At 63.4% G+C, this 19339-nt stretch carries 16 protein-coding genes; 4 read left to right on the top strand and 12 right to left on the bottom strand.

Annotated elements, in window-relative coordinates; all coding sequences use genetic code 11:
* Positions 1-28: 28 nt before the first annotated feature.
* From ACTORR_RS19185 to ACTORR_RS19240, 12 genes are all read right to left on the bottom strand, one after another.
* Positions 29-370 carry a cupin domain-containing protein gene (locus tag ACTORR_RS19185; protein WP_054886975.1) on the bottom strand — a complete coding sequence of 114 codons (342 nt, stop codon included), beginning with the start codon at positions 368-370 and terminating at the stop codon, positions 29-31.
* 32 nt (positions 371-402) lie between these two features.
* Positions 403-1809 (bottom strand): NAD(P)/FAD-dependent oxidoreductase, encoded by a 1407-nt coding sequence (locus tag ACTORR_RS19190; protein ID WP_313365452.1) that lies wholly within the window; start codon positions 1807-1809, stop codon positions 403-405.
* Positions 1810-1873: 64 nt separating this feature from the next.
* Positions 1874-2683, bottom strand: a complete 810-nt coding sequence (locus tag ACTORR_RS19195) for a helix-turn-helix domain-containing protein (RefSeq protein WP_441343765.1) — start codon at positions 2681-2683, stop codon at positions 1874-1876.
* Positions 2684-3054: 371 nt separating this feature from the next.
* Complete coding sequence (locus ACTORR_RS19200) at positions 3055-4023, bottom strand: peptide ABC transporter ATP-binding protein (protein WP_054886978.1); 969 nt, start codon at positions 4021-4023, stop codon at positions 3055-3057.
* Positions 4023-4991, bottom strand: coding sequence for an ABC transporter ATP-binding protein (locus ACTORR_RS19205; RefSeq protein WP_054886979.1), 969 nt, complete (start codon positions 4989-4991; stop codon positions 4023-4025). Before ACTORR_RS19205 ends, ACTORR_RS19200 begins: the two co-directional genes overlap by 1 nt.
* Positions 4992-5001: 10 nt before the next feature.
* On the bottom strand, positions 5002-5928 hold the full coding sequence (locus ACTORR_RS19210; protein WP_313365451.1) for an ABC transporter permease subunit: 927 nt from the start codon (positions 5926-5928) through the stop codon (positions 5002-5004).
* An 8-nt stretch (positions 5929-5936) separates the two neighbouring features.
* Positions 5937-6947 (bottom strand): ABC transporter permease subunit, encoded by a 1011-nt coding sequence (locus tag ACTORR_RS19215; protein ID WP_054886981.1) that lies wholly within the window; start codon positions 6945-6947, stop codon positions 5937-5939.
* A gap of 75 nt (positions 6948-7022) precedes the next feature.
* Positions 7023-8618, bottom strand: coding sequence for an ABC transporter substrate-binding protein (locus ACTORR_RS19220; RefSeq protein ID WP_313365450.1), 1596 nt, complete (start codon positions 8616-8618; stop codon positions 7023-7025).
* Positions 8619-8691: 73 nt separating this feature from the next.
* Positions 8692-10071, bottom strand: a complete 1380-nt coding sequence (locus ACTORR_RS19225; RefSeq protein WP_054886983.1) for an OprD family porin — start codon at positions 10069-10071, stop codon at positions 8692-8694.
* Between the two features lie 233 nt (positions 10072-10304).
* On the bottom strand, positions 10305-11897 hold the full coding sequence (locus ACTORR_RS19230) for an ABC transporter substrate-binding protein (protein ID WP_313366022.1): 1593 nt from the start codon (positions 11895-11897) through the stop codon (positions 10305-10307).
* A gap of 148 nt (positions 11898-12045) precedes the next feature.
* Complete coding sequence (locus ACTORR_RS19235) at positions 12046-13671, bottom strand: ABC transporter substrate-binding protein (protein ID WP_441343766.1); 1626 nt, start codon at positions 13669-13671, stop codon at positions 12046-12048.
* Between the two features lie 386 nt (positions 13672-14057).
* Positions 14058-14774, bottom strand: coding sequence for an SIMPL domain-containing protein (locus tag ACTORR_RS19240; RefSeq protein WP_313364607.1), 717 nt, complete (start codon positions 14772-14774; stop codon positions 14058-14060).
* A gap of 203 nt (positions 14775-14977) precedes the next feature.
* Between ACTORR_RS19240 and ACTORR_RS19245 the strand changes: the two genes are divergently transcribed.
* The 4 genes from ACTORR_RS19245 to ACTORR_RS19260 all read left to right on the top strand — a co-directional run bounded on the left by ACTORR_RS19245 (position 14978) and on the right by ACTORR_RS19260 (position 19337).
* A complete protein-coding gene (locus tag ACTORR_RS19245; RefSeq protein WP_441343767.1) occupies positions 14978-16234 on the top strand; it encodes an ATP-binding protein in 1257 nt (418 codons plus the stop codon).
* Positions 16234-16794: a response regulator transcription factor gene (locus ACTORR_RS19250; protein ID WP_054886988.1), complete on the top strand. Its 561-nt coding sequence runs from the start codon at positions 16234-16236 to the stop codon at positions 16792-16794. Before ACTORR_RS19245 ends, ACTORR_RS19250 begins: the two co-directional genes overlap by 1 nt.
* A gap of 185 nt (positions 16795-16979) precedes the next feature.
* Complete coding sequence (locus tag ACTORR_RS19255) at positions 16980-17921, top strand: AEC family transporter (RefSeq protein ID WP_054886989.1); 942 nt, start codon at positions 16980-16982, stop codon at positions 17919-17921.
* A 57-nt stretch (positions 17922-17978) separates the two neighbouring features.
* A complete protein-coding gene (locus tag ACTORR_RS19260) occupies positions 17979-19337 on the top strand; it encodes an amino acid permease (RefSeq protein WP_054886990.1) in 1359 nt (452 codons plus the stop codon).
* Positions 19338-19339: the final 2 nt, after the last annotated feature.

Consider the following 19339-nt stretch of genomic DNA (forward strand, 5'->3'; position numbering starts at 1 on the left):
TTGTTATCGAAGGCAGGCGATCAGCGGATCAGAAAATGAGAACGTAGGTCTTGCGCACGGTCTCCTGGATGTCCCAGGTGCCGGTGCTGTTGGCCGGTAGCATGAGTGCGTCTCCGGCTTCTATGACCAGGGTTTCGCCACCGTCGGGGGTGAAGGTGCAGCGGCCCTTGATGAAATGGCAGAACTCCTGCTGCACGATCTGCCGGCGCCAGCGTCCGGGGGTGCACTCCCAGATGCCGGTTTCGACGCCATCATTGCGCTCCACGCAGGTGACCGAAGCCACTGCAACGGGTTCGCCAAGCGGCACCGCGACCGGGTTGGAGCTATCGAGCACGGCGCTGTCTGTGTGTTTGAAGTGGGTGATGCTCATGACCGGTGGATCCTGTGTCGGGGAAAGGGAAGTCAGTGCATGAAGCCTTCCATGAAGTCCGCTAACGAGCTGGCCAGGCGCCGCCTCCAGGACGCGCTGGAGGGGTTGGCGAGGGTCCGGTCCTCGTGGACGAAGCTTTGGATGATTGCGTTGTAACCGAGCCAGCGGCAGGGCTCCGGCGGCCAGCTGGCCAGGCTCGCAAGCGGGCGGTTGTCGAGTACCCAAGGTTGCGCGGTCAGCGCGTTGTGCTGGTTGAGGATCAGCGCCGCCAAGGTGCGCCCGCCAAGGTTGGTGGCGCCGACACCTTCGCCGCCGTAGCCGCCGGCCAGGGCGATGCCGCGCTGGCGGTCGCAGAGCATGTGCGGGCGGAAGCGCCGCGCCATGCCCAGGTTGCCGCCCCAGGTGTGGGTGATGCGTGTGTGCCTGAGCTGCGGGAACAGTTCGCTGAACAGATAGCGACGCAGTTCGATCTCGTGCTGGTCAAGGTTGAAGTTTTCGCGCAGCCGGCCGCCGAAGCGGTAGCCGCCGCGGGCGCCGAACACCAGGCGGTTGTCGGCGGTGCGCTGGCCGTAGGTGACCTGGCGGCTGCTCTCGCTGAAGGCCTGGCCCTGGCTCAGGCCGATCTGCTCCCAGGTCGACTCCGGCAGCGGCTCGGTGGCCACCAGCAGGCTCTGCACCGGCAACTGATGCCTGCCCAGTGGCGGTAGGCTGGCGGCGTAGCCTTCAACCGCCGGAACCATCCACTGGCAGCGGATGCGCGCCAGGGGCGAGCGCACTTCGCCGGGCTGCCAGTCGATGGCCGGGGTGTTCTCGTAGATGGTCACGCCCAGCGCTTCCACCGCCCGGGCCAGGCCACGGGCCAGCTTGGCCGGGTGGATGGTCGCGGTGTGCGGGCTGTAGATCGCGCCATAGGCATTGCTGACCCGCAATTGCGCGTCCAGCTGCTCGGGGCGCAGCCAGCGGTAGTCGTCCTCGGTCATGCCCTGGCGATAGAGGTCGTCGAGATACGCGCGCAGGCTGCGTTCCTGCTCTGGATAACGCGCAGCGCAATACAGCACGCCGCCTTTGCGGTAATCACAATCGATGCCTTCGCGCTGCAGCACGTTTTGCACTTCATCAGGGATGCCATGCAGCAAATCGATGCTGGCGCGGCGCTGTTGCGGCGACAGGGTGGCCAGCAGGCGGTCTTCGCCGAGCATGTTGCCCATCAGCCAGCCACCGTTGCGCCCCGAGGCGCCGAAGCCGGCAATGTTCGCCTCGATCAGCGCAATGTTCAGTTGCGGCGCCTGGCGCTTGAGGTAATAGGCCGTCCACAGCCCGGTGTAGCCGGCACCGATGATGCACACATCGACTTCAAGGTCTTGGCGCAAGGCCGGGCGCGCGCACAGCGGCTCGTCGAGCTGGTCCATCCACAGGCTGAGCGTGCGCAGGGGTTGCATCGGGTTTTGCTCCACATCCATCAAGGTCTGTGGGCGATGCTAGTGGTGTCGACCAGCGCCTGTCTTACGTGCGTGCACGCAGGGAAATTTGCTTGAGATAGGCCTTGGGGGTGAGGCCGGTGTGCTCGCGGAAGCACTTGTAGAACGCCGAAAGCGAATTGAAACCGGCATTGAACGCCAGGTCGTCGATCGATGCTTCCACACTGTCGTCGTCAAGGCTGGCCATCAGGTGTTGCAGGCGTGCCTGGTTGACGTAGCGGTAGAAGCTTTGCCCGAGCACCTGGTTGAGCAGGTAGGAAATCTGGTTGCGGCTGTAGCCGCTGGAATCAGCCACTTGCTGCAGGCCCAGTTCCGGGTCGAGGTACGGGCGCTGGCGCTGGAAGTAGTGTTCCAGGTCCTGGGCCATGGTCGACAGCTGCCGAGGTGACAGGCCCAGCCGGCTGGTGGCCGGGCGTGGGCCGCTGCTGGCCCGGGCGACGCTGTTCTGTCTGACCAGGGTGGCGTACTCGTTGACCCGCCAGATCAGGCCGTCCTTGACGGTGATAGCTTCGCTGGACTGGAACGCCACCAGGCCTTCGCCGCCTTGCACCGTGACCTGATACTGGATGAACGCGGTGCAGCCGTCGACGCGGATGCGGTCGCTGTGGACGATTTCCTCGCCGGCTTCATGGGGCAGGCAGGCGCGCACGTAGTCGCGCAGCTCGACATAGCCGAGCACGCGGTTCTGGAAAAAGTCGTGATACTGGATATCGGGGTGGTAGAGCGCGATCACGCCGTCGAGGTCACGGTGCTTCCAGCAGAGGTGGTAGCGCAGCACCGTGTCGGCGGTGAGCGGGGCCTGCTCGGGGCCGTCGGGGATAGTGAGGGCGGTCATGGGCTCGATAGTGCATTGCAGAACACCCACGTGCAAGGGGCGTCATCTGGCAATTTGCACGGTTTCGTCAAGCGGCTACGCGCATAAGTCATTGTTTTTAAATGAAGTAACTTTTTGATACGAGTGGCATGGCGGGTGCACGGAATTGTTCACCCTCGAACAAGGAGAAACGCCATGCGCTCGATACTGCTTTGGATGATTGGGGTGCCGATTCCGGTGATTATCCTGATCTGGTTCTTCATGCATTGAGATCGTTGGGGCCGCTTTGCGGCCCTTCGCGGGCAAGCCCGCTCCCACAGGTCCTGCACAAGTCTCAAGCCTCGTGCAGTACCTGTGGGAGCGGGCTGGCCCGCGAAGAAGCTCACACCGATCTAGAGAAACTGCTCCGCATAGTGACAGGCCACTTGTCGCGTACTCACTTGCCGCAACGCCGGCACTTCCTTGGCACAGCGCTCGGTCGCATACGGGCACCGCTTGTGGAACGCACACCCGTCCGGCGGATTGAGCGGGTTGGGCAGCTCCCCGGCAATGCGGATCTTCGGCTTCAGCGGATCCGGGTGAATCGCCGGTGTCGCCGACAGCAGTGCCTGGGTATACGGATGCAGCGGCTTCTCGTAGATGTCCTCCTTCGGCCCCATCTCTGCCGGGCGCCCCAAGTACATCACCAGGACCTGATCGGCCACGTGCCGCACCACCGCCAGGTTGTGCGAGATGAACACGTAGGCGGTGTTGAACTCTTTCTGCAGGTCCATGAACAGGTTCAGCACCTGGGCCTGGATCGACACGTCCAGCGCCGAAGTCGGCTCGTCCGCCACCAGCACCTTTGGTTGCAGCATCATCGCCCGGGCCAGGGCAATGCGCTGGCGCTGACCACCGGAGAACATGTGTGGGTAGCGCTGGTAATGCTCCGGGCGCAGGCCGACCTGTTCCATCATCTTCTGTACTTTCTCCCGCCGCTCGGCTTTGCTCAGCGAGGTGTTGATCAACAGCGGCTCGGCCAGCTGATCACCGATCTTCTGCCGCGGGTTCAGCGAAGCGTAGGGGCTCTGGAACACCATCTGCACGTCGCGGCGCAGTTGCTTGCGCTCGGACTTGCTGGCGCCCTTCACCTCGGTGCCGGCGATCTGCAGCGAGCCGGAGGAGGGTTCTTCGATCAGTGTCAGGGCGCGGGCCAGGGTCGACTTGCCGCAGCCGGACTCACCGACCACGGCCAGGGTCTTGCCGGCCTCCAGCTCGAACGACACGCCATTGAGCGCGCGTACCAGGGCGTGGCCCTTGAACAGCCCGCGGGAAACTTCGTAATGCCGGGTCAGCTCCCGGGCAGTGAGAACGACGGCCATCACGCCACCTCCTGGTTCAGCGGGTAGAAGCAACGCACCAGGCTGTGGGCCTGCGGGTCGAGAGGTGGGCGCTGATGGCGGCAGTTGTCCTGCACGTAAGGGCAGCGCGGCGACAACAGGCAGCCAACCGGGCGGTCATAGCGGCCGGGAACGATGCCGGGCAGGGTGGCCAGGCGCTCGGCGCCGACGCTGTGCTCGGGGATCGCCGCCAGCAGCGCTTCGCTGTACGGGTGGGCGGGCACGTCGAACAGCTCCGGTACCTGGCCCACTTCCACGGCCTGGCCGGCGTACATCACGCACACGCGCCTGGCAGTTTCGGCAACCACGGCCAGGTCGTGGGTGATCAGGATGAGCGCCATGTTGCGCTCCTTCTGCAGGTTGACCAGCAGCTCCATGATCTGCGCCTGGATGGTCACGTCCAGCGCGGTGGTCGGTTCGTCAGCGATCAGCAGTTTGGGTTCGCCGGCAATCGCCATGGCGATGGCCACGCGCTGGCTCATGCCGCCGGAGAGCTGGTGCGGGTAGGCGTCCAGGCGGCTTTCCGCAGCCGGGATTTCCACTTTCTTCAACAGCTCCAGGGCCCGCTGGCGTGCAGCCTTGCCCTTCAGGCCGAGGTGCTGGCGCAGGACTTCCTCGATCTGGTAGCCCACGGTATAGCTGGGGTTGAGCGCGGTCATCGGGTCCTGGAAGACCATGGCGATGTCCTTGCCCACCACCTTGCGCCGCTGGCGACCGCTGAGCTTGAGCATATCGGTGCCGTCGAAGGTCAGCGAATCGGCGGTGATGCGCCCAGGGGCGTCGATCAGGCCCATCAGGGCCATCATGGTGACCGATTTGCCCGAGCCGGACTCACCGACAATGGCCAGGATCTCACCGGCGTCCACCGCCAGGTCCAGGCCATCGACCACGGGGACGGCATCGGTGTCGCCGAAGCGCACGTTCAGGTTGTTGATCTGCAACAGTGACATGGCGTTCTCCTCAGGCGGCGTTCTTGAGTTTCGGGTCCAGCGCATCGCGCAGGCCGTCGCCCATCAGGTTGATTGCCAGCACACTGAGCAGAATGGTCAGACCCGGCAGGCTCACCACCCACCAGGCGCGCTCGATGTAGTCACGGGCCGAGGCCAGCATGGTGCCCCACTCGGGCGTTGGCGGTTGCACGCCAAGGCCAAGGAAACCCAGCGCGGCGGCGTCGAGGATTGCCGAGGAGAAGCTCAGGGTCGCCTGCACGATCAGCGGTGCCATGCAGTTGGGCAGCACGGTGACGAACATCAACCGTGGCAGCCCGGCACCGGCCAGGCGAGCGGCAGTAACGTAGTCGCGGTTCAGTTCGCCCATCACCGCAGCGCGGGTCAGGCGCACGTAGGACGGCAAGGACACGATGGCGATGGCGATTACCGTGTTGATCAGGCCTGGGCCGAGAATGGCGACGATGGCCACCGCCAGCAGCAGCGACGGCAGGGCCAGCATCACGTCCATCAGGCGCATGATCGACGGGCCGAGGACCTGCGGGAAGAACCCGGCCAGCAGGCCCAGCAGGATCCCCGGGATCAGCGACATCACCACCGACGACAGGCCGATCAGCAGCGACAGCCGCGCGCCCTGGATCAGCCGTGACAGCAGGTCGCGGCCGAGTTCGTCGGTGCCGAGGATGAACTGCCAGCTGCCGCCCTCCAGCCACACCGGCGGGGTCAACAGGAAGTCGCGGTACTGCTCGCTCGGGTCATGGGGGGCGACCCACGGTGCGAACAACGCGCAGAACACCACCAGGCACATGAACGCCAGGCCCATTACCGCGCCCCTGTTGCGCGAGAAGGCCTGCCAGAATTCTTTGTACGGTGAAGGGTAGAGCAGGCTCTGGTCCACCGGGCTGGCCGGTGCGACGGATTTCGGAATCGGGCTAGTCATGGAAGGCCTCAGCGCTGATGACGGATGCGTGGGTTGGCCAGGCCGTAGAGGATATCCACGACGAAGTTGACCAGGATCACCAGGCAGGCAATCAACAGGATGCCGTTCTGGACCACGGGGTAGTCACGGGCGCCGATGGCTTCGATCAGCCATTTGCCGATGCCCGGCCAGGAGAAGATGGTTTCGGTCAGCACGGCGCCAGCCAGCAGCGTGCCGACCTGCAGGCCGAACACGGTCAGCACCGGGATCAGCGCGTTGCGCAGGCCATGCACGAACACCACGCGGGCCGGCGACAGGCCCTTGGCGCGGGCGGTGCGGATGTAGTCCTCGCGCAGCACTTCGAGCATCGACGAGCGGGTCATGCGGGCGATCACCGCCAAGGGGATGGTGCCGAGCACGATGGCCGGCAGGATCAGGTGCATCACCGCGTCCTTGAACGCGCCTTCCTCGTCGCTGAGCAGCGTGTCGATGAGCATGAAGCCGGTCTTCGGCTCGATGTCGTAAAGCAGGTCGATACGCCCCGACACCGGGGTCCAGCCCAGGCTCACCGAGAAGAACATGATCAGGATCAGGCCCCACCAGAAGATCGGCATGGAATAGCCGGCCAGGGAGATCCCCATCACCCCGTGGTCGAACAGCGAACCGCGCTTGAGCGCGGCGATCACCCCGGCCAGCAGGCCGACGATGCCGGCGAACAGCAAGGCGGCCATGGCCAGCTCCAGGGTGGCGGGGAACAGGGTGAGGAACTCGGTCCACACGCTCTCGCGGGTGCGCAGCGATTCACCGAGGTCGCCCTGGGCCAGCTTGCCGACATAGTCCAGATACTGGACCGGCAGTGGCTTGTTCAGGCCCAGGCGCTCCATGGCCTGGGCGTGCATTTCGGGGTCGACCCTGCGCTCGCCCATCATGACTTCCACCGGGTCGCCGGGGATCAGGCGTATGAGCGCGAAGGTCAGCAAGGTGATACCGAAGAAGGTCGGTATCAGCAGGCCCAGGCGCCGGGCAATAAAACTCAACATTGTCGGGGTTACCTCATCAGCCGGTCAGGGCAGTGCCGCCGGTGCCCGTGTGGGGCCCCGGCGGTCGTTGTTGTTCTACTTCACCCGGGTGGTGGCGAAGTTGTTGTTGGTCAGAGGGTTGATCACATAGCCCTCCACGTTGTCACGCATGGCGGTGAACATCTTCGGATGGGCCATGCTGATCCAGGGTTGATCGTCATCGTACACCTTCAAAGCCTCGGCATAGAGCCTGGCGCGTTGGTCGTTGTCGATCACTTCGCGGGCGCGGGTGATCAGTTCCTGGAACTTAGGGTTGCACCAGCGTGCATAGTTCTCGCCGCTTTTGGCGGCATCGCAACTGAGCAGCGGGCTGAGGAAATTGTCCGGGTCGCCGTTGTCGCCGGCCCAGCCGGTGGAGACCAGGTCCGCCTCACCCTTCTTGGCGCGGCGCAGCATCTCGGCCCATTCCATCACGCGGATGTCCAGCTTCAGGCCGATCTGTTTGAGGTCTGCCTGGAGCATTTCCGCGGAAAGCCGCGGGTTGGGGTTGGTCGGGCCGCCGCCGTTGCGGGTGAACAGGGTGATCACCGTGCCCTCCGGCACGCCAGCCTCCTTGAGCAGCTGGCGGGCCTTGGCCAGGTCGCGGGGCGGGTTCTTGTTCTCGGTGTTGTAGCCGATCATGGTGGGGGGGTAGGGGTTCACGCCGACCAGTGCGTTGCCCTTGCCGAACAGCTGATCGACGTGGGTCTGGCGGTCGAAGGCCATGTTGATGGCTTTGCGCACACGCACGTCGCTCAGGTACTTGTGTTCGGTGTTCATCGAAATGTAGCCGGTGACCAAAGCTTCGATTTCGTCGACCTTGAGTGTCGGGTCGTTCTTGATCAGCGGTACGTCATCGGGCTTGGGATACAGCGCCACCTGGCATTCGTTGGCACGCAGCTTCTGCAGGCGCACGTTGCTGTCGGTGGCGATGGCGAACACCAGCGCATCGGCCGGCGGCTTGCCGCGGAAATAGTCCGGGTTGGGCTTGTAGCGGACCTGGGCGTCCTTGTTGTAACGCTGGAAAATGAATGGGCCGGTGCCGATCGGCTTGCTGTTGAGGTCGCCGGTCTTGCCGGCCTTGAGCAACTGGTCACCGTATTCGGCGGAATAGATCGAGGTGAAGGCCATGGCCATGTCGCGCAGGAAGGGGGCTTCCGGGCGGGTCAGGGTGATCACCACGGTGTGGTCGTCGGTCTTGGTCACCGACTTGAGCAATTCCTTGAAGGCCATGCTCTCGAAGTACGGGTAGCCGACGCTGGTCTTGTCGTGCCACGGATGGGTTGGGTCGAGCTGTCGATTCAGGCTCCACAGCACGTCATCGGCGTTGAACTCGCGGGTTGGCTTGAAGTAGTCGGTGGTGTGGAACTTCACCCCTTCACGCAGGTGGAAGGTGTAGGTCAGCCCGTCCGCTGAAATGTCCCAGCGTTCGGCCAGGGCCGGCTGAATGTCGGTGGTGCCAGGCTTGAAGTCGACCAGACGGTTGAACACCGTCTCGGCCGAGGCATCGGCGGTGACTGCCGTGGTGTACTGGACGATGTCGAAGCCTTCCGGGCTGGCTTCGGTGCACACCACCAGCGGCTTGGCCGCGAGGTTGCCGGCGGCGCCCAGGATGACCGCTGCCAGGGCAGCGCGGAGCGGTAGCGATGTCATGGAAACTCCCTGCTTGCAATGATTCCAGCGTAGCCGCCACGGCCCGGGTTGAAGCGGGCCATGGCGCCATCGGTCAAAGAATGTTGAATGGAATGGTGGTCACCAAGCGGAACTCGTCGAGGCTGCCATCGGCCTGCGCCTTGCTGGCGCGGTGGGCGGTGTAGGTGGCGCGGATGCTGGTGTCCTTGAACGGCCCGCTCTGCACGGCATAGCTGGTGCCGATGCCCCACTCGTAGTGGGTTTCGCCATCCAGGCCGTTGACGTCATAGGCGGTGCCCCGGTAATGGGTGCCGTCGATGCCCCAGCCACGGGCGTTGTACAGGTTGAACTTGAGGCCCGGTACGCCGTACGGCGCCATGTTCAGCACGTAGGAGATCTGCAGGGATTTCTCGTTGGGGCCGTTGAAGTCCGACAGCAGCGAGTTGGCCAGGTAGATGCCGTTGGTTTCGTGCAGGTAGTCGAAATACTCGTTGCCGTTGACTTGCTGCCACGACGCGGTGAGGGTGTGCGCCTGGTGGGTCAGGCCGAACGACAGGCTGTAGGTGTCGTTGTCGATCTCTCCCATCTTCTTGCTGCCTTCGTCCACCGTCTTGTAGTAGTTCAGGCCGGTGGTCAGGGCGAGCACGGCGTTGTCGCCGAGTACATGGCTGGCGCCGAAGTAGTACTGGTTCCAGAAATCGTCGACCTTGGTGGCGTACAGGCTGGTGGTCAGGCTCTTGAACGGCTGGTAATTGACCCCGGCGGTGCTGGCGCGGTCGGTCTCGACGCCGGTGGCGCCATATTCGCTGCGGAACTTGCTCAGGCTCTGTTCGGTGCGTGGCGAAACGCGGTCGAAGGTACCCAGGTCGAGCGACAGGTTGTCGAATTCGGCGCTGTGCAGGAATGCGCCCTGGAAGCTCGACGGCAACGCACGGTTGCCGATGTAGGCGATCATCGGCGTGTCCACTGACTGGCGGCCGACGGTGAGGGTGGTATTGGAGACACGCGCCTTGACGTTGGCCAGGCCCATCTTGCTCCACTGGCCGACCGGGTCGCCGTCGCTGTGGGTGAGCGTCCGGTTGTTCGGGCCGGCGATCGCGGCGCGGCCCTGTTGCAGGGCGATTGCGTTGTAGCCGGCGGCCTCGACGGCAAAGCCGACAGTGCCCTGGGTGAAGCCCGAGCTGTAGTTGAGGATGGTGCCCTGCACCCAGTTGTCGCGGCTGTGGGTGTCGTGGCGGGTGCCGTCGCCCTTGTAGTACTTCCAAAGCGGTGCGCGGGTGGCACGTTCGTGGGCATACCAGTTGCGGGTGCTGCCGGACAGGCTCTGGCCGTCGATGAAGCCGTTGGCCTGGTCCTGTTCGCTGCTGGATTTCAGGCTGAACGGGATGTAGTCCTGGCTCTGGGTGTCGGCCTCTGTCACGGCGGAAAAGGTGCCGATGGATAAGGCCAAAGCGGTCAAGGTGAATAGTCTCAAAGTTAAAGCTCCCTTTCTGTTCTTTTAGTTATCACCTGGCCTTGTGGGCCGGGTTGCTTGCTGCGGTGTTGCCAGGGTTGCCCGGGGTTGCCGGGCAAAATCGGGGGATTTGTGTTGGCTGTGCCGGCCTCTTCGCGGGCACGCCCGCTCCCACAGGTACGGCGCTAATTCCGAACCTAAGGAGCTCCTGTGGGAGCGGGCGAGCCCGCGAAGAGGCCGGCCCTGGTTAACGCCTAATCAACACTCACACCGGAAAAGTCATTGCGCCCGAACGGGCTGACCTTGAAATCGGCCACCTTGATGCTCAACGGCTGGTTCACCGTGGAATGCGCTACCGGGGTGATCGGCACCTGCTGTTTGAGGCGCTGCTGGGCCTGCTGATAAAGCGCCGTGCGTTGCTCGCGGTCGGTCACCTGCTTGGCCTGCTTGACCAGGCGGTCGTATTGCGGGTCGCACCACAGCGAATAGTTGTTGCTGCCGATGGCGTCGCAGTTGTAGAGGGTGCCGAGCCAGTTGTCCGGGTCTCCGTTGTCGCCCGTCCAGCCGATCAGGGCGATGTCGTGTTCGCCACTCTTCATGCGCTTGAGGTATTCGCCCCATTCGTAACTGACGATGCGCACCTTGAAGCCGAGCTTGTCCCAGTCGGCCTGGAGCATCTCGGCCATCAGCTTGGCGTTGGGGTTGTAAGGGCGCTGTACCGGCATGGCCCACAGGGTGATCTCGGTGCCGGGCTTGACCCCTGCCTGATGCAGTAACTGCTTGGCTTTTTCCGGATCGTACGGCGCGTCCTTGAGGCTGTTGTCGTAGGACCACTGGGTTGGCGGCATGGCATTGACTGCCAACTGGCCGGAGTCCTGGTACACCGCCTGGATGATGGCCTGCTTGTTCACCGCCATGTCCATGGCCTGGCGCACTTCGAGGCGGTCGAACGGTGGGTGCTGGGTGTTATAGGCGATATAGCCGAGGTTGAAGCCGGGCTGTTGCATGACCTGCAGCTTGCCGTCGGCCTTGAGCGCCGGCAGGTCGGCCGGGCGCGGGTGCAGGGTGACCTGGCATTCGTTGCGGCGTAGCTTCTGGATGCGCACCGACGGGTCGGTATTGATCGAGAACACCAGGTTGTCGATCTTCACTTCATCAGGCGCCCAGTACTCCTGGTTGCCCTTGAAGCGTATCTGCGAATCCTTCTGGTAACGCTGGAACACGAACGGCCCGGTGCCGATCGGTTGCTGGTTGATGTCGCTGGGGCGCCCGCTGGCCAGCAACGTTTCGGCGTACTCGGCCGAGAGTATCGAGGCGAAGCTCATCGCCAGGTTCTGGATGAACGCGGCATCGACCTTGTTCAGGGTGAACACCACGGTCATGGGGTCGGTCTTCTCGACCCGGGTGATGTTCTTGTCCAGTCCCATGCTGACGAAATATGGGAATTCGGTGGGGTAGGCCTTACGGAACGGCTGGTCCCTGTCGAGCATGCGGTTGAAGGTGAACAGCACGTCATCGGCATTGAAATCACGGCTCGGCGTGAAGGCCTTGTTGGCATGGAACTTCACGCCGGGGCGCAAGTGGAAGGTGTAGCGCAGGCCGTCTTCGGAAACTTCCCACTGGGTCGCCAGTGCCGGGTGCACGGCGGTGCCGCCACGTTCGAACTCCACCAGGCGATTGTAGATCGGCTCGGCGGCGTCGTTGTCGGTGGCGCTGGTGTACTGGGCGGTGTCGAAGCCGGCCGGGCTGCCTTCGGAGCAGAACACCAGGTTCTTGGCCTGAAGGGCAGGGGCCTGGCTCAGCAGGCCAAGGGCGAGCAGGGTCGAAAGGCGAGTGACGTGGCGCATGGCGATTCCTTTTCCAGCTGTTCAAGCCGCTTCGGGGTACGAATGACGGCAACAGTTTCCCGACTCCGTCGCGGGTAGCGTCGGAGGGGGCACGAAATGCTTGGTGGTGAGGCGCACCCGCCGTCGAGGGCGGGTGCGGGGAGCTACCCTATTTATCCACGCTGACGCCGTAGAAACTGTTCAACCCGAACGGGCTGATCTTGAAGTCCTTCACCTTGGCGCTCATCGGTTGGTAGACCGTGGAGTGGGCGATCGGAGTGATCGGCACCTGTTCCTTGAGGATGTGCTGAGCCTTCTGGTACAGCTCGGTGCGCTTGGCCTGGTCAGACGTGGCCTTGGCCTGCTTGATCAGGTCGTCGTAGGGCTTGTAGCACCACTTGGAGAAGTTGTTGCCGTCGACGGCGTCGCAGCCGTACAGGGTGCCGAGCCAGTTGTCCGGGTCACCGTTGTCACCGCTCCAGCCGATCAGCATGGCGCCCTGTTCGCCGCCTTTGGAGCGCTTGATGTACTCGCCCCACTCGTAGCTGACGATCTTCGCTTTGATACCGATCTTGGCCCAGTCGGACTGCAGCATCTCGGCCATCAGCTTGGCGTTGGGGTTGTAGGGGCGCTGCACGGGCATGGCCCACAGGGTGATCTCGGTGCCTTCCTTGATGCCGGCTTCCTTGAGCAGTTGTTTGGCCTTCTCGGGGTCGTACGGTGCGTCCTTGATGCTGGTGTCATACGACCACTGGGTGGGCGGCATGGCGTTGACTGCCAGCTGGCCCGCGCCCTGGTAGACCGATTCGATGATCTTCTTCTTGTCCACGGCCATGTCCAGTGCCTGGCGGACTTGCAGCCGGGCCATCGGGTTAGGCTCGTTGCTGCCCTTGATCTTGTCCATCACGTTGTAGGCGATGTAGCCGAGGTTGAAGCCGGCCTGCTGGGGCATCTGCAGGTTCTTGTCGGCCTTCAGCGGCTCGATGTCGGCCGGCCGCGGGAACAGGGTAACCTGGCACTCGTTCTTCTTCAGCTTCTGCATGCGCACGGAGGCGTCGGTGGAGATGGCGAAGATCAGGTTGTCGATCTTCACATCTTCGGGCTTCCAGTAGTCCCTGTTGCCCTTGAAGCGGATCTGCGCGTCCTTCTGGTACTTGCTGAACACGAACGGGCCGGTGCCGATCGGCTTCTGGTTGATGTCGGCGGCCTTGCCGTCCTTGAGCAATTGCCCGGCGTACTCGGCGGACTGGATGGAGGCGAAGCTCATGGCCAGGTTCTGGATGAACGCGGCGTCCACTTCATTGAGGGTGAACTTCACCGTGTGATCGTCAAGCTTCTCCACCTTGGCGATGTTCTTGTCCATGCCCATGTCGGTGAAGTAAGGGAACTCGGTGGGGTAGGCCTTACGGAACGGGTGATTCTTGTCGAGCATGCGGTTGAAGGTGAACAGCACGTCGTCGGCGTTGAATTCGCGGGTCGGCTTGAAGTAGTCGGTGGTGTGGAACTTCACCCCTTCGCGCAGGTGGAAGGTATAAGTCTTGCCCTCGTCGGCCACGTCCCAGCTGGTCGCCAGGCCCGGGATTACCGCGGTACCGCCGCGTTCGAACTGGGACAGGCGGTTGAACACGGTCTCGGCCGAGGCGTCGAAGTCGGTTCCTGTGGTGTATTGCCCCGGGTCGAAGCCGGCCGGGCTGCCTTCGGAGCAGAACACCAGGCTGGACGCGGCCTGGGCCAATGGAGCACCGGCGAGCAAGCCTGCACCTAGCAGGAACGGAATGACTGCGTGTTTGAGCATGGTGGCCTCATTGTTGTCATTTTTGGGGTTGAGGTGGCCTCGTGAGCCGACCTGCGGATACTTATGCAGGGGGTATTCCCAATGCAACAGGGAGAAGGATAGTTGGCGTCAGAAAAGTAGTACGAGCGTACATGGATGTCGCATTCGTATAACTTTCAGCGAAGTTGAACGTTTGCGCGGGCGAAATGATGGCTTTTTGCTGGATGTTTCAGGGGCGTAAAGTATGTAGGACGCACTTATATAGTGCGTAGGAAAATTCCCAAATTCATGATTTGACGCGATCACTGTGGGAGCGGGCTTGCCCGCGAACACGGGCGAAGCCCGTGCCATCCACCGCGGTGGCTTCTTCGCGGGCACGCCCGCTCCCACAGAGTCTTGCCAGTCTCTTACTGCATCTGCACTTCGATCAGGCCATCGGCATTCATGCTGACTTCACTGGTACCCGCCTCGATATCCGGCGCAGGCGCTGCCTCGTCCGCACCTTTGGCCATCATCGCCATTGGCGCGCTACGCAGGTAAGGGCGCGGGTAACCGGAGCTGTTCAGATTCAGGCTGACCACTTTATAGCCCTTGCCGCCCAGTGCCTCGGTGGCCAGCTGTGCGCGGGCCTTGAATGCATTGACCGCATCCTTGAGCAGTTCATCCTCGCTGGCCTTGCGCGTGGCCGGGGCGATGGAAAAGTCCATGCTGCCCATCTTCAGGTCCTGCAGCAGGTCGGCGGTGAGCTGGGACAGGGCCGGGAAATCGGCACCTTCCAGGCGCAGCTCGGCGCGCTCACGCCAGCCGGTGATCTTCTGCCCCTTGCTGTCATACACCGGGTAGCTGTTGCGGCTGCCCTGGCTGATTTTCACGTCCTTGACCTGGCGCGCCTGCTGCACGGCCTTGTTCATGGTTTCGGTGATTTGCTTGGCGAGCTTGCCGGGGTCGGTATTCTGCGCTTCGCTGTAGAGGGTCACGACCATCAGGTCGCGCGCCACTTCCTTGCTGACTTCGGCGCGCAGCGATACCTGGTTGTAGCGCGGCTCGTCGGCCGCCAGGGCCGGCAGGCTGGCGAGCAGGCCAAAGGACAGGATCAGGGCCGCGCCGCGACGTGGAATGTGCATGTGTTACTCCTTGGCAATGATAGGCGTGGGTTGAGGTCATCCTTTTCCACGCATGGCCCATCAGACCGGAACCCGTGTAGCTGGTTCAAAAGTGCCACCATGAACATGTGACAAAGTGTGGCGCTTTGCCGCATCGCTGCAGTGGGGCGCCCGGCTTCGGTATACTCCAGCCGATTTTACTGGAGCACACATCGGGAGAGCGCATGCTCGCCGCCGCACAACCGTTGTCCGCAACACGCCAGAACCTCTGGCGCCTGACTGTCATTCGCGTTCTGGTCCTGGCCGCCCAGGCAGGCTCCGTGGGCGTCGCCTACTGGACCGACCTGCTGTCGCTGCCGTGGCTTTCGCTGGCTGCTACCCTGGCCCTGTCGTCGCTGCTCTGCGCCTTCACCGCCCTGCGCCTGCGCCTGTCGCTGCCGGTCACCGAGACCGAATATGCCTTGCAGCTGGCCTGCGACCTGCTGATCCACAGTGCCTTGCTGTACTACTCGGGTGGCTCGACCAACCCGTTCGTGTCCTATTACCTGGTGCCGCTGGCCATCGCTGCGGTGACCTTGCCGTGGCTGTATTCGCTGATCCTCTCGGGCATCGCCCTGACCGCCTACAGCCTGCTGCTGGTGCAGTTCTACCCGCTCGAGGGGCTGCCGATGGCGCGGGACAAGATGCAGGTCTACGGCATGTGGCTGAGTATCGCCCTGGCCGCCGCCGTGATCACCTTCTTTGCCGCGCGCATGGCCGAAGAACTGCGCCGTCAGGAGCAACTGCGCTCCGAGCGCCGCGAAGAAAGCCTGCGTGACGAACAGTTGCTGGCCGTGGCCACCCAGGCTGCCGGCGCGGCCCACGAACTGGGCACACCCTTGGCGACCATGAGCGTGCTGCTCAATGAAATGCGCCAGGACCACACCGACCCACTGCTTCAGGAAGACCTGCAGATCCTTCAGGACCAGGTCAAGCTGTGCAAGGAAACCCTGCAGCAACTGGTGCGCGCCGCCGAGGCCAACCGCCGTCTGGCGGTGGTCGAACAGGACGTCACCGCCTGGCTCGACGAAGCGTTGAACCGCTGGCACCTGATGCGCCCGGAGGCCAGCTACCGCTTCCAGCGCCTGCGCGACGGTCTGGTACCGCGCCTGACGCCGCCACCGGACCTGACCCAGGCGCTGCTGAACCTGTTGAACAATGCCGCCGATGCCTGCCCCGATGACCTGCAGGTCACCCTGGACTGGGACGCCCAGGACATCCTGATCAGCATCCGCGACCATGGCCCCGGTGTACCGCCGGCCATCGCCGAAGCAATCGGCAAACCCTTCATTACCACCAAAGGCAAAGGCTTCGGCCTGGGCCTGTTCTTGAGCAAGGCCAGCGTGACCCGTGCGGGCGGTTCGGTGAAACTCTATAGTCATGAACAGGGTGGCACCCTGACCGAACTGCGCCTGCCCCATGGCAAGCGAGGAGATGAATGATGAGCGAAGAAAACCAGGTCGAAGGCGAAGAGCTGCCGCACCTGTTGCTGGTGGACGATGACGCCACCTTTACTCGGGTCATGGCCCGGGCCATGAGCCGCCGCGGTTTCCGTGTGAGCACTGCCAGCTCTGCCGAGGAAGGCCTGCTTCTGGCCCAGCAGGACCTGCCGGACTACGCCACGCTGGACCTCAAGATGGAAGGCGACTCGGGCCTGGTGCTGCTGCCCAAGCTGCTGCAGCTGGACCCGGAGATGCGCGTGGTGATCCTGACCGGTTACTCGAGCATCGCCACCGCCGTCGAGGCGGTCAAGCGCGGCGCCTGCAACTACCTGTGCAAGCCGGCCGACGCCGACGACGTGCTGGCGGCACTGCTGTCGGAACATGCCGACCTGGACTCGCTGGTGCCGGAAAACCCGATGTCGGTGGACCGCCTGCAGTGGGAGCACATCCAGCGCGTGCTGAATGAGCACGAGGGCAATATCTCCGCTACTGCGCGGGCGCTGGGCATGCACCGTCGCACCCTGCAGCGCAAATTGCAGAAGCGCCCCGTTCGGCGCTGATCCGGCGTTGGCTTCTTCGCGGGCATGCCCGCTCCCACAAGGGTCGCATATCCCCTGTGGGGCGTGCCCGCGAAGAGGCAGGTGCAGTCAGAAACATGTTTAAAGTCCTGCTCGATCCCCGCAATTCCTGACGCGTTGGCGTATCATTAGCCGCCTAACGGCAACCCCATCAGGACCGCTTGCGCATGCTCGCCCTTCTTATCCAGACGCTGAACATCACGGCCCCCGTCTTCGCCATGCTGTTCATGGGCGTGCTGCTCAAACGTATCCACCTGATCGACGACAACTTCAACCGCGTCGCCTCGCAGCTGGTGTTCAACGTCTGCATGCCAGCGTTGCTGTTCCTGGGCATCTACCACGCCGACCTGGCCACCGCGGTACAGCCCAGGGTCATCCTCTACTTCGTGGTCGCCACCCTGGTCGGCTTTGCCGTGGCCTGGGGCATGGCCATCTGGCGCAGCCCTCTGGCCGACCGTGGCATCTACACCCAGGGTGCGTTCCGCGGCAACAACGGCGTGATCGGCCTGGCCCTGGCTGCGAGCCTCTATGGCGATTACGGCATCTCCCTGGGGGCGGTGCTCGCCGGGCTGGTGATCCTCATGTACAACTCCCTGTCGGCGGTGGTGCTGGCGGTGTACAGCCCGGACCTCAAGTCCGACCCGTGGAGCATCTGCAAGAGCATCCTGAGCAATCCGCTGATCATCAGTGTGCTGGTGGCCACGCCCTTGGCCTACGGCCAGGTGCCGCTGCCGAACTGGCTGCTGACGTCTGGCGACTACCTGGCGCAGATGACCCTGCCGCTGGCGCTGATCTGCATCGGTGGCACCCTGTCATTGGCGGCCCTGCGCGACAGCGGCAGGCTGGCCATCGATGCGAGCCTGGTGAAGATGGTCCTGCTGCCGCTGATCGGCACCTTGGGTGCCTGGTTGTGCGGCTTCCGGGGGGCCGAGCTGGGCATCCTGTTCCTCTACATCGGCAGCCCGACGGCGGCGGCCAGCTACGTCATGGCTCGCGCCGCCAACGGCAACCATGAACTGGCGGCCTCGATCATCGTGATAACCACGTTAATGGCGGCGATCACCACCAATATTGGTATTTTCATCTTGCAGTGGGGCGGATGGATCTAGATCCTTGACTGCAAAACAACAGCAACAACACTGCCTCACTGAGCCAAAGGACACTTCATGCAAGACCAGAGCACGCCCGAGCCGCTGAAGCGCGGGCTGAAGAATCGCCATATCCAGCTGATTGCGCTGGGTGGCGCCGTCGGTACCGGGCTGTTTCTGGGCATCGCCCAGACCATCCAGCTGGCGGGTCCCGCCGTTTTGCTGGGCTACGCCATCGCCGGCCTGATGGCTTTCCTCATCATGCGCCAATTGGGAGAGATGGTGGTCGAGGAGCCTGTCGCCGGCAGCTTCAGCCACTTCGCCCACCAATACTGGAGCGAGTTCGCCGGGTTCGTTTCCGGTTGGAACTATTGGGTGGTTTACGTGCTGGTCGGCATGGCCGAGCTCACGGCCGTGGGTATCTATGTGCAGTACTGGTGGCCGGCGTTCCCGACCTGGGCCACGGCGGCGATCTTCTTCGTGGTGATCAACCTGATCAACCTCACCCAGGTGAAGGTCTATGGCGAAATGGAGTTCTGGTTCGCCTTGGTCAAGGTGGTAGCGATCGTCAGCATGATCGGTTTCGGCGCCTGGATGCTCGCCAGCGGCCACGGCGGCCCGGATGCCAGCGTGGCCAACCTGTGGCAGTACGGCGGGTTCTTCCCCAATGGTGTGACCGGGCTGGTGATGGCGCTGGCGGTGATCATGTTCTCCTTCGGTGGCCTGGAGCTGGTCGGCATTACCGCCGCCGAGGCCGACAACCCGCGCCAGAGCATCCCCAAGGCAACCAACCAGGTGGTCTACCGCATCCTGATCTTCTACATCGGTGCCCTGGCCGTGCTGCTGTCGCTGTACCCTTGGCAGAAGGTGGTGCAAGGCGGCAGCCCGTTCGTGATGATCTTCCACGAACTGGACAGCGACCTGGTGGCGACCATCCTCAACATCGTGGTGTTGACCGCTGCGTTGTCGGTGTACAACAGCTGTGTGTACGCCAACAGTCGCATGCTGTTCGGCCTGGCCAGCCAAGGTGATGCGCCGCGCCAGTTGCTCAAGGTCAGCCGCAGCGGCGTGCCCCTGACGGCATTGGCTGTTTCAGCCTTTGCGACCGGCATGTGCGTGCTGATCAACTACCTGATGCCTGGCGAGGCGTTCGGCCTGCTGATGGCGTTGGCGGTGTCGGCGCTGGTGATCAACTGGGCCAGCATCAGCATCACCCACCTGAAGTTCCGCAAGGCCAAGTTGGCGGCCGGGGTCAACCCGTTCTACCAGAGCTGGGGGCACCCGCTGACCAACTACCTGTGCCTGGCGTTCATCGTGCTGATTCTGGTGGTGATGTACCTGACCCCGCCGATCCGCATCTCGGTGATGCTGATCCCTGCGTGGATTGCAGTGCTGTGGGTGGCCTTCAAGTTGAAGAAGGCTCGGCAGGGAAGATAGTC

The sequence above is a fragment of the Pseudomonas sp. SAR267 genome, from assembly GCF_052077595.1.
Classification (GTDB): domain Bacteria; phylum Pseudomonadota; class Gammaproteobacteria; order Pseudomonadales; family Pseudomonadaceae; genus Aquipseudomonas; species Aquipseudomonas vlassakiae.

Bases quoted from the DNA above. Each gene is read 5' to 3' on its own strand.
- ACTORR_RS19200 (WP_054886978.1), bottom strand. From the start codon at position 4,023: ATGGCCGTCGTTCTCACTGCCCGGGAGCTGACCCGGCATTACGAAGTT.
- ACTORR_RS19205 (WP_054886979.1), bottom strand. From the start codon at position 4,991: ATGTCACTGTTGCAGATCAACAACCTGAACGTGCGCTTCGGCGACACC.
- ACTORR_RS19255 (WP_054886989.1), top strand. From the start codon at position 16,980: ATGCTCGCCCTTCTTATCCAGACGCTGAACATCACGGCCCCCGTCTTC.
- ACTORR_RS19260 (WP_054886990.1), top strand. From the start codon at position 17,979: ATGCAAGACCAGAGCACGCCCGAGCCGCTGAAGCGCGGGCTGAAGAAT.
- ACTORR_RS19245 (WP_441343767.1), top strand. From the start codon at position 14,978: ATGCTCGCCGCCGCACAACCGTTGTCCGCAACACGCCAGAACCTCTGG.
- ACTORR_RS19195 (WP_441343765.1), bottom strand. From the start codon at position 2,683: ATGACCGCCCTCACTATCCCCGACGGCCCCGAGCAGGCCCCGCTCACC.
- ACTORR_RS19250 (WP_054886988.1), top strand. From the start codon at position 16,234: ATGAGCGAAGAAAACCAGGTCGAAGGCGAAGAGCTGCCGCACCTGTTG.
- ACTORR_RS19210 (WP_313365451.1), bottom strand. From the start codon at position 5,928: ATGACTAGCCCGATTCCGAAATCCGTCGCACCGGCCAGCCCGGTGGAC.
- ACTORR_RS19185 (WP_054886975.1), bottom strand. From the start codon at position 370: ATGAGCATCACCCACTTCAAACACACAGACAGCGCCGTGCTCGATAGC.
- ACTORR_RS19190 (WP_313365452.1), bottom strand. From the start codon at position 1,809: ATGCAACCCCTGCGCACGCTCAGCCTGTGGATGGACCAGCTCGACGAG.
- ACTORR_RS19220 (WP_313365450.1), bottom strand. From the start codon at position 8,618: ATGACATCGCTACCGCTCCGCGCTGCCCTGGCAGCGGTCATCCTGGGC.
- ACTORR_RS19230 (WP_313366022.1), bottom strand. From the start codon at position 11,897: ATGCGCCACGTCACTCGCCTTTCGACCCTGCTCGCCCTTGGCCTGCTG.
- ACTORR_RS19215 (WP_054886981.1), bottom strand. From the start codon at position 6,947: ATGTTGAGTTTTATTGCCCGGCGCCTGGGCCTGCTGATACCGACCTTC.
- ACTORR_RS19240 (WP_313364607.1), bottom strand. From the start codon at position 14,774: ATGCACATTCCACGTCGCGGCGCGGCCCTGATCCTGTCCTTTGGCCTG.
- ACTORR_RS19235 (WP_441343766.1), bottom strand. From the start codon at position 13,671: ATGCTCAAACACGCAGTCATTCCGTTCCTGCTAGGTGCAGGCTTGCTC.